Here is a 22,230-nt window from a genome sequence, read left to right on the forward strand (position 1 = left end):
TAGTGTTGACAAGCCATTCACTAAACTAAAATAAGAAAAACCGGGCAAAGCCGCCTGGTTCTTCTAGTAGTAGGTTCAATTTGTGGAAAATGTACATTTATTTGTTATTCTCTAAAATACTGCGAATTTTATTTGAATAGGTTCCGTCTAAAGAATCAAAGGTATATTTGAAATTGGACATACTGGCTTTTTTCGGAATCCCCATTTCAACCCATTGCCGGTCAAGCTTTGCAAGAATAAACCGGAAGTCTGCTTCATCATTATCATCTTCATTGAAATAATTGGGCTTACTCCGTTATCTCCCAAATCAATTTTTGTACTACCATCTAATTCTATGATGTAATAAAAGTCACCTTTCGAGGGACCAAAGAATTGTTTTTTTCCATAAATGCCTGTGGTAATTTTAGTAATACTATTGAAGTTGTATTGCTTTCCTTGAGGTACTAGGAAAGAATGGTTAATAATTTTATTTTTAGTAACAACCGCTACATCCGTGACAATCGCATAAAACAACATAATGTTAACTATGCAGAAAATGGGAAATACTATTCTTCGATGTTTTTTTAAGAATCCAGAAAACCATTTTCTTAAATCTTTATTAAGAAGAAGGAAAAGGGCAAACATTAGGTAAAGCTCATATATAAAAATAAACTTTGATGCGGGAGATTTAAAAATCAACAAAAGGGAACTATCAAGAACAAATAATTTTTCTTGGAGAAATGAAATAAATGCCATAATAGCTAGGAATAAAATTAGCACAGTAATTATACCGAATAACCCAAATACGATTGATTTTAACGCTTTCATAAATACGGCCCCCAGCTTGTCCATTTGTTTAATAAGGTATTGCCTTCAATATTATAGTGTAAATTATGGAGTTTGTAGATGGTCATTATTTACAGATATAATTAAAATATAAAACCCCTTATTTAAGCAAAACGGGTGCTTTAGTGAAATTTCCGGAGAAGTCATTTTAGCCTCCTTTGCTTTTCTCCATATTCCACAAAAGGGCTCAATTGTAACATAGCGGTGTTCTAGAATCGGACCATTTTGTTGCATGGCGTAAGATGAAATGGAGGTTTATCATGCTTAAAATTATTAACTTTAGCCTAGCAATAGTTGTAATCACTGTATCGGCTTATAGCCTAATCACTAAAGACTTTTCGCTAATGCCTTACATGATGATTGCATTGGGTTTGTTCATGCTTGGTTTGGGGATTTCTGAGTTCCAAAAAAAGCAAAAGACGAATGCCATTATGATCATATTTGCTTCTACATTTATTTTTTTCGTTTCAATCTATACTTTTTGACTTTTCACCACAAATGGGAGCGATTCTTGTAGAAGGGATCTGCCCCCTATTTAGTAATAGGGCTATTTTGTTTAGGCTAGGAGGGGGAAAAATGAGACTAATAGTAAATCAATTATTTCGCTAACTCTTGGTATCCTTTCAATCCTAGTACCGCTAATTGGTTTAGTTCTTGGTGTTCTAGGATTAGTATTTTCAAGAAGTGCTACAAAGGAAATTGTTAAAACAAATGAGAATGGTAAAGGTTTAGCGACTGCAGGTTTAATTTGTAGTGTGGTAGGGATAGTCATTCAATTATTTGGTGTGTTGGGTCTTATAGCTTTCAATTCCTTAACTACTGTTGGTTAGTCAATGAACTTAGATACCATCTCGTAAAATGTGCTATAAACGGGTGCTTTAACTGTACAACAATGTTCAAGAATTGGGCGATTTTGTTGATGGAGGTGTATTTATTGCTAGCTGCTATTATCACTTCAACAGTATGTTTATTAATAGGTGTAGTTACTTTCACAGTTGCTTTAGTAAAAAGAAGCAAAAAAGAAATGTGAATTTAAAATGAATACCTTCCCACTTTGATTTTAAATCTTTACTTAAAATGTTTTATTAAAACAATCGGGGGCGTTTGTGAAGTAGACTGCAAACATCTTGTTCACTACAAAAAATAGAATTGAAGGCATTGGAGGGAAGCCCTTGTTAGCAGAACAGTTCTATGAACGGGTAGGGAAATCACGAAATACATTTTTGATATTTGCCACTATAACCATTCTTTTCTTTTCGGGAATATCATTTACCTTTGTAATTCCGGGACTAAAAGGGTTTAGTTTGTTTAATGTGGTTTTGACATTATCAATGTATTTCATTGCGGCTAACGTATTTGTAGGCTTATATAAAAATAGAATATGGTTTATTTTTACGATTTGTATAATTTTAAACAGCCTTGGAATGGGTTGGCGCTTATGGCTTGAATGGGGAGAATTTAGTTTAGTTGAACATTCGAGTCTGGCGGTATATATCGGTTATCCAATTATTAGTGCTATCATCATTACAATATTTTATATCATCGGTAATTCTAAATTCGGAAAAAAAGTCAACTTTTCATTAAGATAACAGAGTTTTTAAATGAACGATCTTCTACTATTGGGGGCGATTCTTCAATAAATAGAGGTTCTTATGTAATGATGATTTCAAAGTATGCATGAGTAATTAATCTTGTAAGTGAACATGAATAGTGAATGGAGTGGCAAAGTTGGTTATTATTAGACGTAGCTCGTATAGTTTTCTGTTTTATTTCATTCTTGTATCTGTAATAGGTATGACTGTTAGTTACTTTTTCAATAATCTAACTGATTACAGATTCGGTTCACTAATTTGGTTACTTAGTTTTACCCTTGTAACTTTATGTTTTAAATCAGTAAAAGAAGCAATTTTCCCTTTATACAATTTATGGCCATTTTATAAAGTTTATCCCTATCTCTATATTCTATTTGGATTGCTGGTACCTTATTCATTAATGAAACTGTTCATTAAATATGAACTTTTCTTGTCTAATGATTTTATTTTTCTTTATAAAAATGGGTTACTAAACTCAAATGGAATGGACTTATACTATTATATTGACATTTTAATATTTTCACCCATATGGGAAGAAGCCTTTTTTAGAGGAGTTTTATTGTTCATACTCTTAAAATTTTTGAAACCGTTCTGGGCAATTACTATTTCTTCAATCGTGTTTTCCCTTTTCCACCCTCTGTATTTCGTAATTATTTTCGTATGGGGGCTACTGCTGGCAATAATGACTTATAAAACCAGATCTTTAATACCTGCAATGATTACCCACTCAACTTGGAACTTATATGCAGGAAAGTTGATTCTCTTCTTTTAATTTTCTTAATATCGAAATGATCGTAGTAGTATTAGTAGTACAAGGTTTATTCCTGAATAGGGGGCTATTCTAGAACAGGAATTGCGTCCGAGCTACATAATGGCTAGAGAGGAGAAATTGATGAATTACATTCAATCACTCAGAACTATTGTTGGAACAAAACCGATTATTGCCCCTGGTTCAGCAATAATTGTCATAGATGAAGAGGGGAAAATATTGTTACAATTACGATCCGACACGTTAGATTGGGGAATACCTGGAGGTGGGATGGAGTTAGGAGATAGTTTTGAAGAGACAGCTATAAAAGAATTATATGAAGAAACAGGTCTTGTTACAGAGTGTTTGGAAGTATTAGGGTTAGCTTCTGGTAAAGAGTTTTATTATAAATTTCCTCATGGTGACGAGATATTTAATGCTACAGTTATATTCAAAGCTGAAAATGTTATGGGAGAATTGAAAAAGGATGATGAAAGTTTAGAATTAACTTACTTCCCCTTAGATTCTTTACCAAATTTAAATTATACCACCCGAAAAATACTTGAAAAGATTGAGTACATAAATAAAGTGGATTGAGTTTTCAACAACTTAGTTTTTACTAGTATCTAAGCTTTTATTATTTCAATTGATTCGTGTTTTAAATAAATGCTTAGATATCTTGAAAGGGCAATGCTTTCACAATAGGGGGGGCATTTCTGGGAAAAGGAATTGCCTTTAATCTAAACAAGGTTCGGATTATTATAAGGATTTTGTATTATTGATGATATCAGAAGGGAAATACAAAAATGGGAAAAAGGTTTGAAGTTAAATTAAAAGAAAACGTAGGCGGGGGAATTATAAAGATTGTAGCAGATACTGAAACAGGTGTAAATTATCTCATAACAAGTGGTTTGGGCTTAAGTGGAATGACTCCGTTACTAGATAAAGATGGGAAAGTAGTGATTGATTAATATCTAGATAAAAACTTCTTTGGATTATTCTCGTGGCTACATAATCGCAAAATATATATGATTCCTATCGTCAAAGTTGTTTAATTCAAAAGTAGTATTCCCGGATCGGCGGCTTTAGTTGAAGAAGGAAATAAAATTGGACCACACATCTTAGACATATCTAATATGTGTGGTCCTTTAAATTTCAACTGTTTCACTAACTTAACCTAAATATAGCACTGGTTGTACCAATATATGCAGGATCGTGATAATGATGGCTTCGTAGGAGAATAAGAGATCGGGCCTATAACAAACGGGCATTAACGAAAGTTTAAACTCTTCCTGCTCGCTTTCTCTAATCTAAAAAGAAATGAACTATAATAAAAAGGTTGTCGAGAAAGTTTCGTCAGCCTGCTTGTCTCAATTATAGTGGCAAAAATTCTTTTTCATATACAGCTTGTACTTGTAATAAAACTTTGGGTGCATGCTGCCTAAATTTGAACTCAGCAGGCTTTCCTTTTGAGATATACAATCCAGCTTCATTTGGGGACTTCTCTAACCCATTAAACAAACGGCTTGCCCCTACACTAGGATGCGGACCAAACAAACGGATGAACGGCTGCATGATCCATGGCAAACCTCCATTTCTGCCCTTTCGCATTGTATTGTTATTGCCTGGATCAATGCTGATAATTGTCACATCCTCTCGCTTTAGTTCTTGTGCCAATGCATGTGTCCACAAAGTGATTGCCAACTTCGTCGATGCATATGGGCCAATCAGTTTCTGGAATTTAGGAGGGTTTGCCAAATCTTCCGGCACGAAAGATCTCTTAAAATTAAACGCATCTGAACTAGTTTGGATAACGATAGCTGGATTTCCCCTTTTTACAAGATCAAGCAGTTCCATTGTGATGATATAGGGAGCCACTGTCTGAATTTCATAATGCAGCTCACGACCTTGTGGTGAAAAACGTAGGTTCGAGAAACTGCCTCCAGCATTATTGAAGAGAGCATCCAACTTTGTTTCTTTCTCCTTTATTTGCAACAAGGTAGATTTAAGTTGCGTAAAATCAGATAAATCGGCATTATAAATACGGATATCTCCTTGACGGATTTTTTGTTGGAGCGATAGCTCTTCCTCTGGAAATGTAGAGCGAATTAAAGCAACAACCTCCCACCCGTTCTCGATTAATTTTTTCGTAAGTTCCAGTCCTATTCCACTGTTCGCTCATGTAACAAGTGCTGTTTTTCTTTCTGACTTTAACATTTTATTTACCTCCTATTAGTGAATGACTGAAGTATAAAACATGGAGCTAACTTCAGGTCAATAGAAAAGAATCAGCTTGACCTGGAGTTGACTTCATGTTTTATAATTTATCGATAAGAAGGAGGCAGACGTATGTATACCATCAAACAGGCTAGCACTCTTACCAAGTTAAGCATTGATACAATCAGATATTATGAAAAAGCTGGATTGCTTCCAAATGTTAAACGGCTTCCGAATGGACATCGGGTCTTTTCACCATCCGATATTGAACGGTTGCTACTAATCCTCTGTATGAAGAAGGCAAGTCTTAGTTTAGAAGAAGTGAAATTATATCTTGATATTGCTGAAACAAGTAATATGACTCCTGAAATGATATCAGGCATGCTCCAGCAGAAGGAAAAAGTAAAAAGTCAAATTGCTCAATTACAGACTGTTTTGGATTTTATCGATGAAAAATTAGCTGATGGAACATGGCTAAAGAAGAAAGCTTAAAAAATGATATGGCAATAATTATTCCAGTCACACTACTTGCTATTGTGGTGGTTCAGATGGAAAGAAAAAACAAATTTCAGCTACTAACTATTACTTAGAATGAATCTAGTATCGGTTATTTGGAATAAACTAAAGCCAAAGGGGGTTTTTCACAAAGAAAAGAATCCTTTTAATTTCAAGGCACATTCTTGTAATGAAGTGTTGGAATTTTGAATAATCGTTATTAAAGTAACGAGGGCTTTACTTTAATAACGATCTTCAACAATCGGGCATTTCCGGCATAAGGTTTGTGCTCCAATCCGGCCAATCACCTAAATAAAGTTGCATTATGCTAAAGTACAACCGTTATATAATAGCTTTTGAAAGAAAGGAATCACAGATGAAAAAGAAATTAATAATTTTTGGAATTGGGTTTTTATTAATGGCTCTTTTATTGGCAGGAACGTTTAAAGTTACTAAATTAAGAACCTATCAATTATTTGGAGGGTTAACATACCAAGTTGAAATGGAAAACAAGGTCATTGCTTTAACATTTGATGACGGTCCGACAAAGAACGTGGATCAGATTCTGCCTTTATTAGATAAATACACGGCAAAAGCTACTTTTTTTCTTATCGGAAATGATATTGAAAAACACCCTAAAGAAGCAAAAAAATTGGTTGAAGCAGGGCATCAAATTGGAAATCACACCTATTCGCACAAAAGAATGGTTTTAAAATCTCCATCTTTTATTAAAGAGGAAATAGAAAAAACCGATGAGTTGATTAGAAAGTCTGGATATAAGAGCGAAATTGACTTTCGACCTCCCTATGGGAAAAAATTTGTCGGTTTACCTTATTATTTAAATAAGCATAACAGAGAAACTATTATGTGGTCTTTAGAACCGGATACATATTACACAAGTGCTGATGAAAAAGTTAATTATGTAGTGGATAACATTAAACCAGGCTCGATAATCTTGCTGCATTCAATGTACGATCAAACAGGTGAGGGAATCCAAGCGATTGAAGATATTTTAAGAGAACTTACGAACCAAGGGTATAAATTTGTGACTGTGGATGAGCTTCAGGATTTATGATTTAAGCAATCAAATTGAACTTTCTTTAGTATTTTCGTTTGGAGAGAATACCGTTGGTGAAACAAGGGTGATTGTTCTATAGGTATGTATCGCTTTTTCTTTCTTCAAGTAATGGATGCAGTTGTTGAAAATCATCGAGTTGCTAATGCAGCTCTTTTTTCTTATTGAACTAACGAGGTAAGTTAGTTTAATAAGGTGTTTGTTTTTCATTAAACAATAAAGATAGATGATTAAAAAAAGAAGTCATACAATTTAATATTTGTTTGGATGAACCGCACCGTAAGATAAGAAGAAGCCATTCCCCCCACAAGCGGAGAGAATGGCTTTCCTTCATAAATCGCAAAACTACAGATTACAGTTTTGCCCAACGTTCCTCTAACCAGTTCATAAACTGTACGCCTTTGTCGCCTTCATACGCATCATAGACATCTAAACGCATACGTTTTAGTTTATCCGCAAAGTCTGCCACTGTATGGTCCTTCGGCAAGCTCTTTTTCACCCGCAGGAAAATTTTATCTGTGCCTTTGATAATATCAAAACGTGCAGGTGATGGCTTTTCTACGTCCTCGCCAAACGCCGTAAGTGCTTCATAGGCTGCTAATTGGACCTTGTTGACAGTATCATGCTGCATACGATTTTTTAATAAATCTATGATTTTTTCATGTTGATAAGCCGATAACAATTCGACTGCGTCTAAACGATCTCGCCAGCTAGACGTATAATTGGCCTGTTTTTTTAATGTTTCATACTGCTCAGGTAATGCTGTTCCAAACTGTTTCATGTAATTGCACCTCTTTTTTTAACTAGAGGAAAAATAAATTCTTCTTCTGCTTCTCATATTATACGTTGTCTGGATGAAAATAGCGATGAATCGCTGGTAAGGATATATATAGAAAATGGAAACTAACTACATTAAGGTGAACTGTATCACAAGTATAAACTATTCTTTATTAGATTTGCATTTCTTATTAAACTAATCGCGGGCGTTTGATGAACAATAATTATTTGTAGGCACCCAGTTGATTGGAGTGCAAAACGGCGACTCTGGGAGGATCACCGGGACAGGTGAAACAACCAACTGTAGCTAAGTAAACGGGTTGGTCCAACGCCCACCCTCCAGAAAGCGTCCGTTTGGAACGGAAATCAACGGTCTTTTACTACTATCCCGGTTATGGGGGTAATTGCGATAAATAGTTATCTTGTCTATATCATGATATGGCAATAGTTAAAATTTCAAATAAGTAATAAAAAATGAGGAGGACATAAAATGAAGCGAATGCCATTTGAACGTTCAACTAACCATTATGAAGAACATCTTTTACCTATTGATGAACAGATTTGTGCTTTATTAAAAAAACGTAAGGATTTGTCAAACAACAATCCAGGTTTTCCATCTGATGATGCGATCTCTAACTGGGCTATAAAGTACGATCTTTATGAAGATTATTTAAGTTCATTCTTCCAGACACTGAGAATGGAAGATTTTTTTAAACCACGTGTTGAACCGACTGGATTTAGAAAGCATTTACCTGTTTTAAAATCAGTTGAAATAGATGAACGTTTATATTCGATCACGTTTATACGACAGTACGAAAATGCTAGCGTTATAAATCTTAATGTCGATTGGGATGGTACAAATGATTCGCCACACCTACATGAACACTGTGATTTTGGGTTGTTTATAGGAGATGATTACGATTGTCGGCAGGATGGTGGTGGGGGTTCTACAGGGTATTTCAAGTACAACTACATTGTTTCACCACCGCTACCTGACGATTTTTCAGGACTGGATTTAGTTGTTAGAGAATATAGTGACCACTTTAGGGAGGAGCCAACAGGTATCGAATTTGTAATACATTTATAATGATTTTAACTAACGGAGGCAATTCTGATAGATTTGGTTATTCAGAGTTGAAGTCAATATTTTTGTATTAGCTGTTATCAATCTACAAAGGTGGTATAATTAAATAAGCAGTTACGTGAGCGGATTGGCAGTTTGGAACTCTCTTGAGAAGTAAGGCAGACTAAGAACGCCGCCGTCCTGCGGCAACGACTTCATGACCCACTTACTGTGAAATTGTGATTTCATGGTGACATACAATGCAATAATCATGTTATACTAAGTTGGATTTTTCCTCGTAGCAACAGCCGTCGTTGCGAGGATTGCTCGTTTTATCATCAGAAAAAAGTAACCACTCCGCTATTGCTAGGAAGCGGAGTGGTTACTTCTTGTAACACCTGATGTCTTTTACTGGCCAACCGCATTTCATGCGGATGGCAGCTGTCTGAGCTAGGTGTTAGCGAACCTGGTATTTTTTGGTGTATTCTTAATTTATCATAGTTAGACTAAAAATACACATGTTGAAAAAAACCGTTAAGAATGAATATATTTATTATAAAGGTGTTTCATAATTAGGCACATTGCTTCAATATCACAATCATGCCAAATAGATTCTCTTTTAAAGATAAGAAAAGGAGGCGAATAGCATGGGGAAATATCAATTGGATTACAAAGGCATGCAAGCTGTGTCAAAGTATCACGAAAAACTCAAGCCTGCCAAATTTGATAAAAAGCAGCAACTTGAAAAAATTCGTACGGCGTATTTGGAAAAAAAGCAAAAACAAACAGATAAATCGTCTGAATGAAAAAAGATTATATGTGAGCATGCTGTTTTCAAGTTATTTTTAACTTTGTGCATAAGTATAGTAGGGATTTTATCGGTTTGGGTATTACGAGAAATAAAAGATGAAAGTCCTGACTTATAATTAGGAGACTATTCTTTAATTAGACCTGGCGTCAGTATTATACATAATAGCCATTGTTAGAAAACAGAGGTGATCGCTTATGGGAATTATCTTGTTTGTTGCATCTTACATTTTGTTGAGTATGATTTGTTCAGCGCTATACGTTGGATTCTTACTTTTGTTGTTTAAAGTCATGAAAAAGACTTTAAATATGAATGAAGAAAAATGGACAGGACTTTTTAAATATAAAGAAGGTCAAGGGTTGCGTTTTATGATGATATTTCCTTTCCTAATTACAAGCGCTGTAATGTTTCCAGTAAGTATATATTCGTTTAACTTAATAAACTTTGAGTATACGGTTTTAGGATATTTAGCTGTCATCATATTGCCAGCGACTATTCTGACCTTTAATTTACCTAAGCTAAAAAGCATAGAAAATACCTTTTAGAAAAGTTATTAAGCAAACAGATAGATCAGCACAAATTTTGCATCGAATTGTAAAACTATTTTATTAGGAAAATTCGTCCCTCGAATGTTTATGGGGAAGATGGTATTCGATACCCGATTTGTTCTTTATAGATAAAAAATGAGATTCTTATTTACGAAAAAGACCATTCATTGTTGAATGGTCTTTTTCGTGAATTTTTATTTACACATTGCGGCTCGTTTTCTCAATGATTAGTAAAAACGGAGGATGATTTTGTTGGTTGACGACTTCATGCCGAACGACCTGATACCTTTTTGCATCTAGCTGTTGAACGAATCCTACCACAGCATCTCGTTCTTCAGGTCCGCCCGGATGACCATCATACACCGCGATCGTTATCATCCCCCCAGGCTTTAGCAACGTAAGTGTTTCTTTAAGCGCTTGTACAGTAGTTTCGGGATGAGTAATAACGGCGTGGTCTCTTTGGTTAGGTAAAAACCCTAAGTTGAAGACAGCAGCCATTATTCCTTGAGGAACGTATTTATGAATAGTTGAATGACTGTCTAGGATTAATTCGGTCTGGGTGTAGAGATTGCCAAGACGTTCTTTTGTAGCATCGAGTGCTTGTTGTTGAATATCGAATGCGTATACTTTACCAGTTGGACCGACGGCTTGTGCTAGAAAAACCGTATCATTGCCATTGCCCATTGTGGCATCGACCACAATGTCTCCTTCTGAAATCACTTCCGTCAGCAGCTGTTTGGAGTGTGGCAAAATACGCCGCAATCGGAAGCCGCCGCCCTTCACAGAGGAGCGACCGCTTTCTTGTAATGCTTACCTTGCCAGCTGTCCCGACGTTCCAGTTCACGTGTGATGTCGTTCAATACATCCCATTTCGTGACACTCCACATGGGACCAATAAGCAAGTCGATCGGACCGTCACCAGTAATGCGGTGAACAATCATTTCAGGTGGCAGCATTTCAAGCTGATCCACTACCAAATTCACATAAGTCTCTTGGTCCAGGAATTCGAGCATTCCTTTTTCATACTGTTTGACCATCGGTGTGCCTTTTAATAAATGAAGCAAGTGTATCTTAATGCCTTGTACATCGAGTTTAGCCACTTCACTCGCAGTTTCTTTCATCATATCCAAATCTTCACCAGGCAGTCCGTTAATAATGTGTGTGCATACGTTGATGTTATGGTTGCGCAACTTTTGGACGCCTTCTTTATAAAGTTCGAAGTCATGGGCACGATTGACAAGTTTTGCTGTTTTCTCATGGACCGTTTGCAATCCAAGCTCGACCCATAAATACGTACGCTCATTTAGCTCTGCCAGATATTCAACAACATCGTCAGGTAAACAATCTGGACGGGTTGCGATGGACAAAGCAACTACGCCTTCTTGTGCGAGGGCAGCTTCAAATTTCTCTTTTAACTTTTCAAGAGGTGCATGTGTATTCGTGTAGGCTTGGAAATAGGCCATATACTTACCGCTCTTCCATTTCTTATGCATACGATCACGGATTTCGGCAAATTGAACATCAATCGGATCCACGCGATCTCCTGCGAAATCACCAGATCCAGCAGCGCTGCAAAACGTGCAACCGCCGAACGCGACTGTGCCATCACGGTTCGGACAATCGAATCCTGCATCGAGTGCGACTTTAAATACTTTGAAACCGAATCGATCTTTTAGATGACGTGACCATGTATGATAGCGTGTCCCGTCAGACGGAAACGGATAGTTGTTTTCTTCCATTGAAACCACTCCTTAAAGTGATAGTGTACCATCTTTTTACGGACAATCGTCATCTGAATAATTGAACATCATTTTTCATCTTGTCATTTAGCAAAGATAGGCATAAAATCATACTGAGCTTGTAAGATAGGAGGCGAATATTCTTTGCCTAGGAAAGTATGGCTTTTAATCATTGGGATGTTTGTAAATGTAATCGGTAACTCATTTTTGTGGCCGTTAAATACAATCTATATGCACGATTATTTAGGAAAGTCTTTGTCCGTTGCGGGTTTAGTATTGATGGCGAATGCGGGAGCAGGAGTCGTTGGTAATTTACTTGGCGGTTTTTTCTTTGACAAAATTGGCGGTTATAAGTCGATCATGGCGGGGATTCTCATTTCAATTGCTGCACTAATCGGATTGGTAATTGACCATTCGTGGGGACCATATGTCGTTTTGTTAACCGTTTTAGGATTCAGTGGTGGGATTATTTTCCCGAGTTTTTATGCGATGGTCGGAACTGTGTGGCCGGAAGGCGGGAGACGGGCATTTAACTCGATTTACTTGGCGCAAAATGTCGGGGTTGCAATTGGACCTGCGCTTGCTGGATTTGTCGCTTCAGTCAATATCGACTTTATCTTCACTGCAAACTTAGCTTTTTATGTACTTTTCTTCTTTATTGCGTTTTTCTTCTATAAGCAGATGAGTATAGATCCAGAAGTTCATACGTCGATTTTAAAAGAAAATACAGGTATTAAGAAAAAGGCTCCGTTCATTGCGTTATTGATTGTTATGATCGGTTATTTGCTGACATGGCTCGTGTACTCTCAGTGGGCAACCACAATTTCTACTCATGCTACATCTGTCGGGGTCACTTTGACGCAGTATAGCTTCATATGGACAATTAATGGATTACTGATTGTAGTAGGACAACCGTTCATTAAACCAATCATCACGCGTCTCGAAAACAAAGTAAAGACGCAAATCTTGTTAGGACTCTCTATTTTGTTAGTATCGTTTTTCGTAGTCAGCTTCGCTAACACATTTAATGTATTTATCATTGCGATGATTATTTTAACGTTTGGTGAAATGATTGCATGGCCTGCATTCCCGACGCTTGCAGATCAGCTTGCGCCGAGAGGGAAGGAAGGATTCTATCAAGGGATTGTCAATTCCGCGGCGACTGTTGGTAAAATGATTGGGCCAATTGCTGGTGGTATTCTTGCAGACTTATATGGTGTGCAAATTGCGCTTTGGATTTTGACAGGACTGATGAGTTTAGCAGTCATCCCGACACTTCTATATGACGTCCCACTGAAACGCAGTGGTTATGAACCGAAAAGCCGATGATGCTTTTCGGTTTTTCTAGTTAGTTTAATTGCAAAATACGAAATGGTCTGATTAAATAAAGAGAGAGATTCGTAGCAAAATTGTGTGTGTACAGGAGGTCTGTCAGATGAAAACGATTTATAAATCGGCACAAGAAGCTGTCGAACCCATTCAAGATGGGATGACACTAATGGTTGGTGGATTCGGTCTTGTTGGGATTCCGGAACAGCTCATTTTAGCGCTTGTTGAAAAAGGCGTCAAAGACTTAACGATTATTTCTAACAACTGCGGCATCGATGAATGGGGACTCGGTCTTCTATTAAAAGAGAAGCAGATTAAGAAAATGATTGCTTCGTATGTAGGTGAGAACAAAGAATTTGAACGCCAAGCGCTGTCTGGCGAACTAGAAGTGGAATTGACTCCTCAAGGAACACTCGCTGAAAAAATCAGAACAGGTGGAGCAGGTATTCCCGCATTCTTCACTCCTGCTGGCGTAGGTACTGAAATTGCTGAAGGAAAAGAAATCCGGATATTTAACGGTAAAGAATACGTACTAGAAGAATCCTTAACTGCGGACTTTTCACTTGTACGCGCGCTGAAAGCGGATACATTCGGAAACTTGGTTTATAACAAAACGGCGATGAACTTCAACCCAATGATGGCAGCTGCAGGGAATGTAACGATTGCAGAAGCTGAAGAGATTGTAGAAGTTGGGCAGCTTGACCCAGGGTTCATCCACACACCGAGCATTTACGTTCAAGGGCTTTTGCAAGCGGAACAGGAAAAACGTATTGAACGATTGACGACACGATAAGGGAAGGGGACGAAAGACAATGACAACAGCGAATTCCAGAGAACTAATTGCACGACGAGCAGAAAAGGAAATAGCAAATGGAGACTATGTCAATCTCGGAATCGGCATGCCGACTCTAGTTGCTAATTACATATCCCCCGACAAGACTGTCGTGTTGCAGTCAGAGAATGGATTACTTGGGATTGGACCTTTTCCAACAGAAGACGAAGTGGATCCGGATCTTATTAATGCGGGTAAAGAGACGGTGACTGCGAGCATTGGTGCTGCTTACTTTAACAGTGCGGAATCGTTTGCGATGATTCGTGGTGGACATATTGATGTTGCCATTCTCGGTGGCATGGAAGTTTCTGAAAAAGGGGACCTTGCGAACTGGATGATCCCCGGTAAGGTGATTAAAGGGATGGGCGGAGCAATGGACCTTGTACATGGTGCGAAGAAAATCATCGTGATTATGGACCACGTGTCTAAAAAAGGCGAGCCGAAAATAAAAAAACAGTGTGATTTGCCGTTGACCGGTAAACAAGTTGTGAATAAGATAATTACAGAGCGTGGGCTAATTGAGGTGACACCTGACGGACTGGTTTTAAAAGAGGTGTTTGAAGGCTATACTGTCCAAGAGGTCGTAGATTCCACAGGAGCGGACTTGAAGATTGATGTTAAAGCATGAGGTCTCCTCATGAAAAGCTTGTCATTACCCATTCATTCCAGTAAAATGAATTTCAATAGAGTTTGACGTTGACGGAGAGTAGTAGGCAGGAATGACCTTTTCAGAGAGCTGACGATGGCTGCGAGTCAGTAGGGTGTCCTGGTGAACTCAACTTCCTGAGTCTGCACGTGAATGATCGTGCCGTTTTTTCCGCGTTAAGGAGTCAAGTTGGGCGGTGTATACCGTCAATTTGGGTGGTACCGCGGGAACCTGTCTTCACTCTCGTCCCTTGTTTAGTGGGGACGGGAGTTTTTTATTTTGAATAGGAGGAACTGAATTATGAGCTACAAGCATCTTCAGATCGAACAAAAATGGCGTGACTATTGGAAAGAAAACCAAACTTATAAAATGACGGATGATCCGTCAAAACCGAAATTTTACGCATTGGATATGTTCCCGTATCCGTCGGGTGCTGGACTTCACGTCGGTCACCCACTTGGTTATATTGCTACAGATATTTTGAGTCAGTTTAAGCGCAAGCAAGGTTACAATGTATTGCATCCAATGGGGTGGGATGCGTTCGGTCTTCCAGCTGAGCAATACGCACTTGATACAGGAAACGATCCTGCTGAATTCACAGCGAAAAACATTGCGACATTCAAGCGTCAAATGGATGAGCTTGGATTCTCATATGACTGGGATCGTGAAGTGAATACGACAGATCCGAAGTATTACAAGTGGACACAGTGGATCTTTATCCAATTGTATAAGCGCGGACTTGCGTATATGGACGAAGTGGCAGTGAACTGGTGTCCTGCACTTGGTACAGTACTAGCGAACGAAGAAGTAATCGATGGTAAATCAGAACGTGGCGGACATCCTGTAGAACGTCGTCCGATGCGCCAATGGGTGCTTCGTATTACGGAATATGCGGATCGCTTGCTTGAAGATTTGGATGATCTTGATTGGCCAGAAAGCCTGAAAGATATGCAGCGTAACTGGATCGGCCGTTCTGAAGGCGCACAATTGACGTTTGCTGTTGATGGTAGCGAGCAGTCATTCGATGTCTTTACAACACGTCCAGATACAATTTTCGGCGCAACATATGCCGTACTTGCACCTGAGCACAAATTGGTAGATAAAATCACGACTCCCGAGCAAAAAGACGCAGTTGATGCGTATTTGGATAAAGTGAAGTTAAAAAGTGATCTCGAGCGCACAGACCTTGCGAAAGAGAAAACAGGTGTATTCACAGGTGCATATGCAGTGAACCCAGCTAGTGGCGAGAAAATGCCAATCTGGATCGCAGACTATGTTCTTGTTTCTTACGGAACAGGCGCAATTATGGCAGTTCCAGCTCACGATGAGCGCGATTACGAGTTTGCGAAAGAATTCGGCTTGACGATTACAGAAGTGGTTGCTGGTGGAGATATCGAGAGTGAAGCTTATACAGGTGAAGGCACTCATGTGAACTCAGGTTTCCTAGATGGCCTAGGGAAAGATGAAGCAATTGAAAAGGCGATTGCATGGCTTGTTGAAGAAGGAAAAGGCGAGAAGAAAATCACGTATCGTTTGCGCGATTGGTTGTTCTCCCGCCAACGTTATTGGGGCGAGCCAATTCCAATTATCCACTGGGAAGATGGCACAATGACTGCTGTTGACGAATCAGAATTGCCACTTGAACTTCCTGTAACGGGCGATATCCGTCCAAGCGGAACTGGTGAATCTCCACTTGCCAATATTACTGAGTGGGTCAATGTAGTCGATCCGAAGACGGGAATGAAAGGCCGTCGCGAAACGAATACAATGCCACAATGGGCAGGCAGCTGCTGGTATTACTTGCGCTATATCGATCCGAAAAATGATGACATGCTGATTGATCCTGAATTAGCTGAACGTTGGTTGCCGGTAGATATCTATGTAGGTGGAGCAGAACACGCAGTTCTTCACTTGCTGTATGCACGTTTCTGGCACAAAGTGTTGTACGATATCGGTGTTGTTAAAACGAAAGAGCCATTCCAGAAGTTGTTCAACCAAGGAATGATTCTAGGTGAAGGTAACGTGAAAATGTCGAAATCACTAGGCAACGTTATTAATCCGGATGATATCGTTCACTCTCATGGCGCAGATACTTTGCGTATTTATGAAATGTTCATGGGGCCATTGGAAGCTTCTAAAGAATGGTCTACCAATGGATTAGATGGTTCACGGAAGTTCCTCGATCGCATTTGGCGCTTGTTCGTCAATGAAGACGGAACTCTTGGAAGCAAAATTGGTGGAGAATCCGATGGAACACTCGACAAAGTGTACAACCAGACGGTTAAAAAGGTTACAGAAGACTTCGAGAGCATGCACAATAACACTGCGATTTCCCAGCTAATGGTATTCATCAATGAATGCTATAAAGCAGACCGCGTGCCGACTGAATATGCTAAAGGATTCGTATTGCTTATGTCACCGATTACTCCTCACTTGGCTGAAGAGCTTTGGGAGAAGTTGGGTCATGAAGGGTCGATCACTTATGTTCCTTGGCCAACATATGACGCGGAAAAGTTAGTAGATGATACAGTGGAAATCGCTGTTCAAATTAACGGTAAAGTTCGTGCGAAGTTAGAAGTCGATAAAGACATTACAAAAGAAGAGTTGGAAAAAGCAGCACTTTCCAATGAAGAAGTTCAAAAATGGATTGATGGCAAAGAGTTGAAGAAAGTCATCGCGATTCCAGGACGCTTGGTTAATATTGTAGCGGTTGGATAATAAATGTGGCACGGAAGAGGGGCTGATCTCTCTTCCGTGTTTTTTTGTGGGATTTTTGGGGTGAGTTTTTGGAGAATCGGAAAGATGTGGAGTGTTATCGGCATCATGGCGTGGGGAATCGGTAACATCTAATCTTGAATCGGAACTTTCGTGAGAAGAATCGGCAAGAAGGATGAATTAATCGGCAACGAGACACAATTCAAGTGCTTAAAGGGATTAATTGGTAGCGCTGCGCTTGTTTAAAGATGGGTGCGTGATGTGGCGAAAGGGAATCGGAAAGATGTGGAGTGTTATCGGCATTATGGCGTGGAGAATCGGTAACATCTAAGCATGAATCGGAACTTGGGTGTAAAGGATCGGCAAGAAGGATGAATTAATCGGCATCGATACACAATTCAAGTGCTTAAAGGAGATAATTGGTAGCACTCAGCTTGTTGAAAGAAACCACTATAAATGAAAAAAGGACTATCCAAAGCAGTCATGAATATGACGTTTTGGATAGTCTCATTCTAATTAGCCGTTCACTTTTTCAGTAGCACGCAAGCTCGCATTCATGCCAGCGAGCCTTCCAGTAACAAGCGCAGAAGTGATATTATAACCACCTGTATAGCCATGGATATCAAGAATCTCACCGCAGAAATACAAGCCATCTTTTTTACGCGAAGCCATCGTTTTAGGCTCGATTTCTTTCACCGATACACCGCCGCCTGTAACGAATGCTTTTTCGATCGGTTGTGTGCCGTTCACCTTCATCTGGAAAGTCTTCAGCAGGTTTGCGAGTTTTCGAATCTTTTCGGAAGAGAACGTATTAGCAGGTTCGTTCGCATCCATGTCGGCTTGTTCGAACAAGAACAATAACCAACGCTCAGGTGCGATTCCTTTCAATGCATTCTTCAATGCTTTTTTAGGATCTTCTTTCAACGTCGCTGTTAGCTGCTGGAAAACTTGTTCTTCATTGTCGTCAGGCAAGACATCGATTTTAATGACAACTGGCTGATCTCCGTTTTTCATACGCTCTTTCACGACGTATTGACTGCATCGTAAAATAGCTGGACCACTGAGTCCGAAATGGGTGAACAGCATGTCCATCTGATGTGTCACAAGAGTTTTCCCTTTCGCGTTCAAGACAGATACTGCTGCGTCGCGAAGCGCGAGTCCTTGAAGTTCTTTTGCCACAATGAATTTTTCATTGGATAATAAGGGAACTTCAGTTGGGTATAACGTGGTCACGGTATGTCCCGCTTGTTCAGCCCATGGATAGCCGTCTCCAGTGCTGCCTGTATGAGGGACGGCCTTTCCGCCAACTGCGACGACGACGGATTTCGCAAGGATTTCTTCACCATCCAATAAACGGACTCCAAGAATTTCGTCTTCATTCATGAGCAACTTTTTCACTTTCGTTTCCGTCCTGATTTCAACGCCCAATCTTGCCATTTCGCTAAGCAACGCATTGACCACGTCTTTTGCCTTGTTGGAAACTGGGAACATGCGACCGTGATCTTCTTCTTTTAACGCCACACCAAGACCTTCGAAAAATGAAATAATGTCTTCGTTATTAAATACCGAAAACGGTCCGTATAAAAATCGTCCGTTGCCGGGGATATGTTTTACAATTTCTTCAACAGTTAGACGGTTTGTCACGTTGCAACGACCGCCACCTGAAATGGCTAGCTTATTACCAAGTTTTTTTCCTTTATCGAGCAAGAGCACGCGGTTCCCGGATTCTGCAGCAGCTATTGAAGCCATCAATCCTGAAGGACCCCCGCCAATAATAATTACGTCTACCATATAAATCACACTTTCAGTTTTTCTACAGTATACAACACTAATGGCGATAAAACATTGTGAAATATGTTCCTGCGGAGTAAACTGTAAAGTAGTTTGACTGAACTTAGAAAAAGCCTAGAGCGAATGTGATGGATTTTGAAAAGTCTGTACTTAATAGCGCTTAGGTGTAATTGAAAGATGGGAAGGAATAAATTAATGGCATCTAATCTTGTTAAAGGCACTGCGATTTTAACGATCGGCCTATTTTTATCGAAAGCACTCGGGCTGTTGTATGTAATTCCTTTTTACAGCATCGTCGGAGAGAAAAATGTGGGTCTTTATCAATACGCATATATTCCCTATAATATTGCACTCTCTATTGCAATCTCCGGTGCTCCACTTGCGGTTTCTAAATTTGTCTCCAAGTACAATGCGTTAGGGGACTACGCTACAGGTAGGAAGTTAATGAAGTCGAGTATTGGCGTTATGGCGCTGACGGGAGTTCTAGCCTTTTTAGCACTTTACTTTATGGCGGAACCGATTGCTCATATGGTCATTAAAGATGACGAGCAACAGTTCACAGTCCAAGATATTGCATCTGTCATACGTTGGGTCAGCTATGCGTTATTGGCTGTTCCGATAATGAGTGTGATTCGAGGGTTTTTACAGGGATACCAGAAGTTCGAACCAACGTCGGTCTCTCAACTGGTTGAGCAGATTGTCCGAATAGCCGTAGTCTTAATTGGGGCATATCTCGTAGTTGACGTGCTTGGTGGTTCACCTAAGACAGCTGTTAAATTTGCCGTGTTCGCTGCATTTATTGGCGCGCTCGCAAGTTTGGCTACTTTAATGCTTTACTGGAAGAAGTATAAACCCGAATTGAATGGGTTACTTCAAAATAGTCCTCCAGCTGGAGAAATTCCTGTTTCAACCATCTACAAAGAAGTCATTACGTATATTTTACCATTTGTATTAGTAGGTGTTATCAACCCGCTGTACCAATTTGTAGATATGATTACGTTTAATGGCACGATGTCTTCTATCGGGTTAGCTAAAGTGACGGATATGTATTTAACGATGCTCAATTTCTTGACTCACAAAATCGTTATGATTCCTGTAATGGTGGCAACTGGATTTTCCATGGCGCTGATTCCGGTGATGACGACGTATTATGCAAAGGGTGACCAAAAAGGAATAACCCGGTCGCTCGATCAAACCTACCAGATTATGTTGTTCTTAACGATTCCTATGGTAGTAGGCATTATGGCGTTATCCAGTGAAACGTATCAAATCTTATATCAACAAAACGCGATCGGGGCTGATGTGCTAAGAAGTTATGCACCTGCAGCAATCCTATTCGGTTTGTATACAGTAACCGCTGCCATTTTGCAGGGAATCGATAAGCATAAGTGGATTGTCTTTACATCACTTCTTGGATTGCTTTTCAAACTCATTTTGAATGTACCACTTATCAAAATGTTTGAAGTGAATGGTGCCATTGCTGCAACTATTATCGGATATGCAATCGCTGTCGGTGTGAATATTTTTGTTATCAAGAAAGAATTGAATTACCAATCAAAATTGGTCGTTCGTCGTACGATCTTGATTCTGTTCTTCAATGTAATTATGCTGGCTGCTGTATTACTGACGCGATTCGGTCTATATGCAATCCATGTACCAACAGGGAAACTTCAAGCATTGCTCTACCTGATGATTTGTAGTGGAGTCGGTGTGGTCGTTTACGGATTCTTATCTTTCAGAAGTGGACTTGCACAAAAGTTACTTGGCGATCGAATTACAAGAATTACAAAGAAATTCGGCATGGGGAGATCATGAATGAGACTCGATAAATTGCTTGGGAATAATGGATTTGGTACACGGAAAGATGTGAAACAACTTGTTCGAAAAGGGACAGTAAGCGTGAATGGGGTGACTGAGAAAGATCCTGGCGCCCATGTGGATCCTGAGAAGGATTCGGTGGATGTGCTGGGTGAGCCCGTCATTCACCAGGAATTCATCTATATCATGATGAACAAACCACCTGGAGTTATTTCTGCAACTGAGGACAAATGGGACCAAACTGTAATAGACTTACTTTCTGAGAACGAACAAAGATTTGAGCCATTTCCTGTTGGGCGTCTTGATAAAGATACAGAAGGACTACTGCTCATCACAAATGATGGTAAGCTTACACACGAGCTGTTGTCACCGAAAAAGGACATTCCGAAAACGTACTATGCGAAGATTGATGGAAGAGTAACGGAAGAGGATACGCTTGCTTTTTCAAAAGGCGTCACGCTTGAAGATGGTTTCCATACGAAACCAGGAATTTTGAACATAATCCTTTCTGATTCCGTCTCCGAAATTGAACTGACGATTACGGAAGGGAAGTTTCATCAAGTAAAGCGGATGTTTGAAGCGGTCGATAAAAAAGTGGTCTATCTGAAGAGGTTGTCGATGGGAAATTTGTTGCTGGATGAGTCACTTCCGTTAGGACATTATCGTGAGCTGACACAACAAGAATTGAACGAAGTAGATCCACGAAAAAAGGGCTGAATTGCTTGAGGCAATTCAGCCCTTTTTTTGAGGCTGGGCGGCCTTAGATAAGCGTTAAGAAGGCAATTTCACTTTTCTTGCTGTCGTTGTCCATTGGCCACGAACCGGACTCGTAATGAGGTCATTATACTCCAGGACATTTAAATCCCGTTGTGCGGTACGCGCCGTGATGCTAAATTCTTGGACTACATTCTCTGTGGTGACAGTACCATTACCATAGATGAACAAATAGACATCTTTAATACGGGTCAGCATTCGGTCTGTAGCAGGATTCAACTGTGAACCACTCCTTCATCATCAATTTCCAATCGACTTGGTTTGAGACGTGGAAATGTTACGTTAGCTCTTCGAAATCGCCTTTGCCCCGCACATCCTCTCCAGCAAATTTTAGTCAGACTGTTTGTTCTGACAATATCAGTATAACGTATATTTTCGAAAAAGTAAGCTATAATCGCTTATGATTTTATCATTCCAACAGCAAGTGGAAAGTTCTTT

The 22,230-nt window shown here is 39.3% G+C and carries 24 protein-coding genes and 1 other annotated feature; of the genes, 17 read left to right on the forward strand and 7 right to left on the reverse strand.

The window, feature by feature from the left end; all coding sequences use genetic code 11:
• Positions 1–147: 147 nt before the first annotated feature.
• Positions 148–807, reverse strand: coding sequence for a hypothetical protein (locus RL70_RS13360; protein WP_039043903.1), 660 nt, complete (start codon positions 805–807; stop codon positions 148–150).
• Between the two features lie 278 nt (positions 808–1,085).
• On the opposite strand from RL70_RS13360, the gene RL70_RS13365 reads away from it, so the two are divergent.
• From RL70_RS13365 to RL70_RS18055, 6 genes are all read left to right on the forward strand, one after another.
• On the forward strand, positions 1,086–1,310 hold the full coding sequence (locus tag RL70_RS13365) for a DUF3953 domain-containing protein (protein WP_039043904.1): 225 nt from the start codon (positions 1,086–1,088) through the stop codon (positions 1,308–1,310).
• Positions 1,311–1,424: 114 nt separating this feature from the next.
• A complete protein-coding gene (locus tag RL70_RS17610; RefSeq protein ID WP_369795237.1) occupies positions 1,425–1,655 on the forward strand; it encodes a DUF4190 domain-containing protein in 231 nt (76 codons plus the stop codon).
• A 342-nt stretch (positions 1,656–1,997) separates the two neighbouring features.
• Positions 1,998–2,414, forward strand: coding sequence for a hypothetical protein (locus RL70_RS13370; protein ID WP_039043905.1), 417 nt, complete (start codon positions 1,998–2,000; stop codon positions 2,412–2,414).
• Positions 2,415–2,901: 487 nt separating this feature from the next.
• Positions 2,902–3,189, forward strand: a complete 288-nt coding sequence (locus tag RL70_RS18415) for a lysostaphin resistance A-like protein (RefSeq protein ID WP_369795238.1) — start codon at positions 2,902–2,904, stop codon at positions 3,187–3,189.
• Positions 3,190–3,309: 120 nt separating this feature from the next.
• The gene (locus RL70_RS13380) at positions 3,310–3,762 is read left to right on the forward strand and encodes an NUDIX hydrolase (protein WP_039043906.1); all 453 of its coding nucleotides are present in this window, start codon (positions 3,310–3,312) and stop codon (positions 3,760–3,762) included.
• Positions 3,763–3,971: 209 nt separating this feature from the next.
• A complete protein-coding gene (locus RL70_RS18055; RefSeq protein ID WP_197054127.1) occupies positions 3,972–4,136 on the forward strand; it encodes a DUF6440 family protein in 165 nt (54 codons plus the stop codon).
• A gap of 403 nt (positions 4,137–4,539) precedes the next feature.
• On the opposite strand, the gene RL70_RS13385 is transcribed toward RL70_RS18055, so the two are convergent.
• Positions 4,540–5,331 carry an SDR family NAD(P)-dependent oxidoreductase gene (locus RL70_RS13385; protein ID WP_082003420.1) on the reverse strand — a complete coding sequence of 264 codons (792 nt, stop codon included), beginning with the start codon at positions 5,329–5,331 and terminating at the stop codon, positions 4,540–4,542.
• 183 nt (positions 5,332–5,514) lie between these two features.
• Here RL70_RS13385 and RL70_RS13390 point away from each other — a divergent pair, with 183 nt between their 5' ends.
• Both RL70_RS13390 and RL70_RS13395 read left to right on the forward strand, forming a co-directional pair.
• Positions 5,515–5,874, forward strand: coding sequence for a MerR family transcriptional regulator (locus RL70_RS13390; RefSeq protein WP_039043907.1), 360 nt, complete (start codon positions 5,515–5,517; stop codon positions 5,872–5,874).
• A gap of 379 nt (positions 5,875–6,253) precedes the next feature.
• On the forward strand, positions 6,254–6,952 hold the full coding sequence (locus RL70_RS13395) for a polysaccharide deacetylase family protein (protein ID WP_039043908.1): 699 nt from the start codon (positions 6,254–6,256) through the stop codon (positions 6,950–6,952).
• A gap of 352 nt (positions 6,953–7,304) precedes the next feature.
• Here the strand turns inward: RL70_RS13395 and RL70_RS13400 are convergent, their stop codons facing one another.
• The gene (locus RL70_RS13400) at positions 7,305–7,733 is read right to left on the reverse strand and encodes a HEAT repeat domain-containing protein (RefSeq protein ID WP_039043909.1); all 429 of its coding nucleotides are present in this window, start codon (positions 7,731–7,733) and stop codon (positions 7,305–7,307) included.
• 486 nt (positions 7,734–8,219) lie between these two features.
• Between RL70_RS13400 and RL70_RS13405 the strand changes: the two genes are divergently transcribed.
• The 3 genes from RL70_RS13405 (at position 8,220) to RL70_RS13415 (ending at position 10,145) form a co-directional block, all read left to right on the forward strand.
• A complete protein-coding gene (locus RL70_RS13405; RefSeq protein ID WP_039043910.1) occupies positions 8,220–8,816 on the forward strand; it encodes a hypothetical protein in 597 nt (198 codons plus the stop codon).
• Positions 8,817–9,439: 623 nt separating this feature from the next.
• Positions 9,440–9,598, forward strand: coding sequence for a hypothetical protein (locus RL70_RS18060; RefSeq protein ID WP_039043911.1), 159 nt, complete (start codon positions 9,440–9,442; stop codon positions 9,596–9,598).
• A 199-nt stretch (positions 9,599–9,797) separates the two neighbouring features.
• The gene (locus tag RL70_RS13415; RefSeq protein WP_052245974.1) at positions 9,798–10,145 is read left to right on the forward strand and encodes a hypothetical protein; all 348 of its coding nucleotides are present in this window, start codon (positions 9,798–9,800) and stop codon (positions 10,143–10,145) included.
• Between the two features lie 201 nt (positions 10,146–10,346).
• On the opposite strand, the gene RL70_RS13420 is transcribed toward RL70_RS13415, so the two are convergent.
• Positions 10,347–10,910, reverse strand: coding sequence for a class I SAM-dependent methyltransferase (locus RL70_RS13420; protein ID WP_039043996.1), 564 nt, complete (start codon positions 10,908–10,910; stop codon positions 10,347–10,349).
• Positions 10,911–10,927: 17 nt separating this feature from the next.
• The gene (locus RL70_RS13425; RefSeq protein ID WP_025786128.1) at positions 10,928–11,887 is read right to left on the reverse strand and encodes a TIGR01212 family radical SAM protein; all 960 of its coding nucleotides are present in this window, start codon (positions 11,885–11,887) and stop codon (positions 10,928–10,930) included.
• Between the two features lie 144 nt (positions 11,888–12,031).
• On the opposite strand from RL70_RS13425, the gene RL70_RS13430 reads away from it, so the two are divergent.
• From RL70_RS13430 to leuS, 4 genes are all read left to right on the forward strand, one after another.
• A complete protein-coding gene (locus RL70_RS13430; protein ID WP_039043912.1) occupies positions 12,032–13,216 on the forward strand; it encodes an MFS transporter in 1,185 nt (394 codons plus the stop codon).
• Positions 13,217–13,322: 106 nt separating this feature from the next.
• Positions 13,323–14,009 carry a CoA transferase subunit A gene (locus RL70_RS13435; RefSeq protein ID WP_039043913.1) on the forward strand — a complete coding sequence of 229 codons (687 nt, stop codon included), beginning with the start codon at positions 13,323–13,325 and terminating at the stop codon, positions 14,007–14,009.
• Positions 14,010–14,028: 19 nt separating this feature from the next.
• Entirely contained in the window at positions 14,029–14,676 is a 648-nt protein-coding gene (locus RL70_RS13440) for a 3-oxoacid CoA-transferase subunit B (protein WP_039043914.1), read from the forward strand.
• A gap of 59 nt (positions 14,677–14,735) precedes the next feature.
• Positions 14,736–14,948 (forward strand) — a binding site (T-box leader).
• Between the two features lie 46 nt (positions 14,949–14,994).
• Positions 14,995–17,412, forward strand: coding sequence for a leucine--tRNA ligase (gene leuS, locus RL70_RS13445; RefSeq protein WP_039043915.1), 2,418 nt, complete (start codon positions 14,995–14,997; stop codon positions 17,410–17,412).
• A 513-nt stretch (positions 17,413–17,925) separates the two neighbouring features.
• On the opposite strand, the gene RL70_RS13450 is transcribed toward leuS, so the two are convergent.
• Positions 17,926–19,200: an NAD(P)/FAD-dependent oxidoreductase gene (locus RL70_RS13450; protein WP_039043916.1), complete on the reverse strand. Its 1,275-nt coding sequence runs from the start codon at positions 19,198–19,200 to the stop codon at positions 17,926–17,928.
• A gap of 195 nt (positions 19,201–19,395) precedes the next feature.
• Here RL70_RS13450 and RL70_RS13455 point away from each other — a divergent pair, with 195 nt between their 5' ends.
• Positions 19,396–21,015 (forward strand): polysaccharide biosynthesis protein, encoded by a 1,620-nt coding sequence (locus RL70_RS13455; RefSeq protein WP_039043997.1) that lies wholly within the window; start codon positions 19,396–19,398, stop codon positions 21,013–21,015.
• On the forward strand, positions 21,016–21,735 hold the full coding sequence (locus tag RL70_RS13460; protein ID WP_039043917.1) for a pseudouridine synthase: 720 nt from the start codon (positions 21,016–21,018) through the stop codon (positions 21,733–21,735).
• Between the two features lie 54 nt (positions 21,736–21,789).
• On the opposite strand, the gene RL70_RS13465 is transcribed toward RL70_RS13460, so the two are convergent.
• A complete protein-coding gene (locus tag RL70_RS13465) occupies positions 21,790–22,011 on the reverse strand; it encodes a DeoR family transcriptional regulator (protein WP_039043918.1) in 222 nt (73 codons plus the stop codon).
• Positions 22,012–22,230: the final 219 nt, after the last annotated feature.

The organism is Sporosarcina sp. ZBG7A, assembly GCF_000813425.1.
Lineage (GTDB): Bacteria > Bacillota > Bacilli > Bacillales_A > Planococcaceae > Sporosarcina.

What these genes read in the sequence shown, in the direction of transcription:
- RL70_RS13360 (WP_039043903.1), bottom strand. Translation starts at nt 807, where the DNA reads ATGAAAGCGTTAAAATCAATCGTATTTGGGTTATTCGGTATAATTACT.
- RL70_RS13365 (WP_039043904.1), top strand. Translation starts at nt 1,086, where the DNA reads ATGCTTAAAATTATTAACTTTAGCCTAGCAATAGTTGTAATCACTGTA.
- RL70_RS18415 (WP_369795238.1), top strand. Translation starts at nt 2,902, where the DNA reads ATGGACTTATACTATTATATTGACATTTTAATATTTTCACCCATATGG.
- RL70_RS13380 (WP_039043906.1), top strand. Translation starts at nt 3,310, where the DNA reads ATGAATTACATTCAATCACTCAGAACTATTGTTGGAACAAAACCGATT.
- RL70_RS18055 (WP_197054127.1), top strand. Translation starts at nt 3,972, where the DNA reads ATGGGAAAAAGGTTTGAAGTTAAATTAAAAGAAAACGTAGGCGGGGGA.
- RL70_RS13390 (WP_039043907.1), top strand. Translation starts at nt 5,515, where the DNA reads ATGTATACCATCAAACAGGCTAGCACTCTTACCAAGTTAAGCATTGAT.
- RL70_RS13395 (WP_039043908.1), top strand. Translation starts at nt 6,254, where the DNA reads ATGAAAAAGAAATTAATAATTTTTGGAATTGGGTTTTTATTAATGGCT.
- RL70_RS13400 (WP_039043909.1), bottom strand. Translation starts at nt 7,733, where the DNA reads ATGAAACAGTTTGGAACAGCATTACCTGAGCAGTATGAAACATTAAAA.
- RL70_RS13405 (WP_039043910.1), top strand. Translation starts at nt 8,220, where the DNA reads ATGAAGCGAATGCCATTTGAACGTTCAACTAACCATTATGAAGAACAT.
- RL70_RS18060 (WP_039043911.1), top strand. Translation starts at nt 9,440, where the DNA reads ATGGGGAAATATCAATTGGATTACAAAGGCATGCAAGCTGTGTCAAAG.
- RL70_RS13415 (WP_052245974.1), top strand. Translation starts at nt 9,798, where the DNA reads ATGGGAATTATCTTGTTTGTTGCATCTTACATTTTGTTGAGTATGATT.
- RL70_RS13425 (WP_025786128.1), bottom strand. Translation starts at nt 11,887, where the DNA reads ATGGAAGAAAACAACTATCCGTTTCCGTCTGACGGGACACGCTATCAT.
- RL70_RS13435 (WP_039043913.1), top strand. Translation starts at nt 13,323, where the DNA reads ATGAAAACGATTTATAAATCGGCACAAGAAGCTGTCGAACCCATTCAA.
- RL70_RS13440 (WP_039043914.1), top strand. Translation starts at nt 14,029, where the DNA reads ATGACAACAGCGAATTCCAGAGAACTAATTGCACGACGAGCAGAAAAG.
- leuS (WP_039043915.1), top strand. Translation starts at nt 14,995, where the DNA reads ATGAGCTACAAGCATCTTCAGATCGAACAAAAATGGCGTGACTATTGG.
- RL70_RS13450 (WP_039043916.1), bottom strand. Translation starts at nt 19,200, where the DNA reads ATGGTAGACGTAATTATTATTGGCGGGGGTCCTTCAGGATTGATGGCT.
- RL70_RS13455 (WP_039043997.1), top strand. Translation starts at nt 19,396, where the DNA reads ATGGCATCTAATCTTGTTAAAGGCACTGCGATTTTAACGATCGGCCTA.
- RL70_RS13460 (WP_039043917.1), top strand. Translation starts at nt 21,016, where the DNA reads ATGAGACTCGATAAATTGCTTGGGAATAATGGATTTGGTACACGGAAA.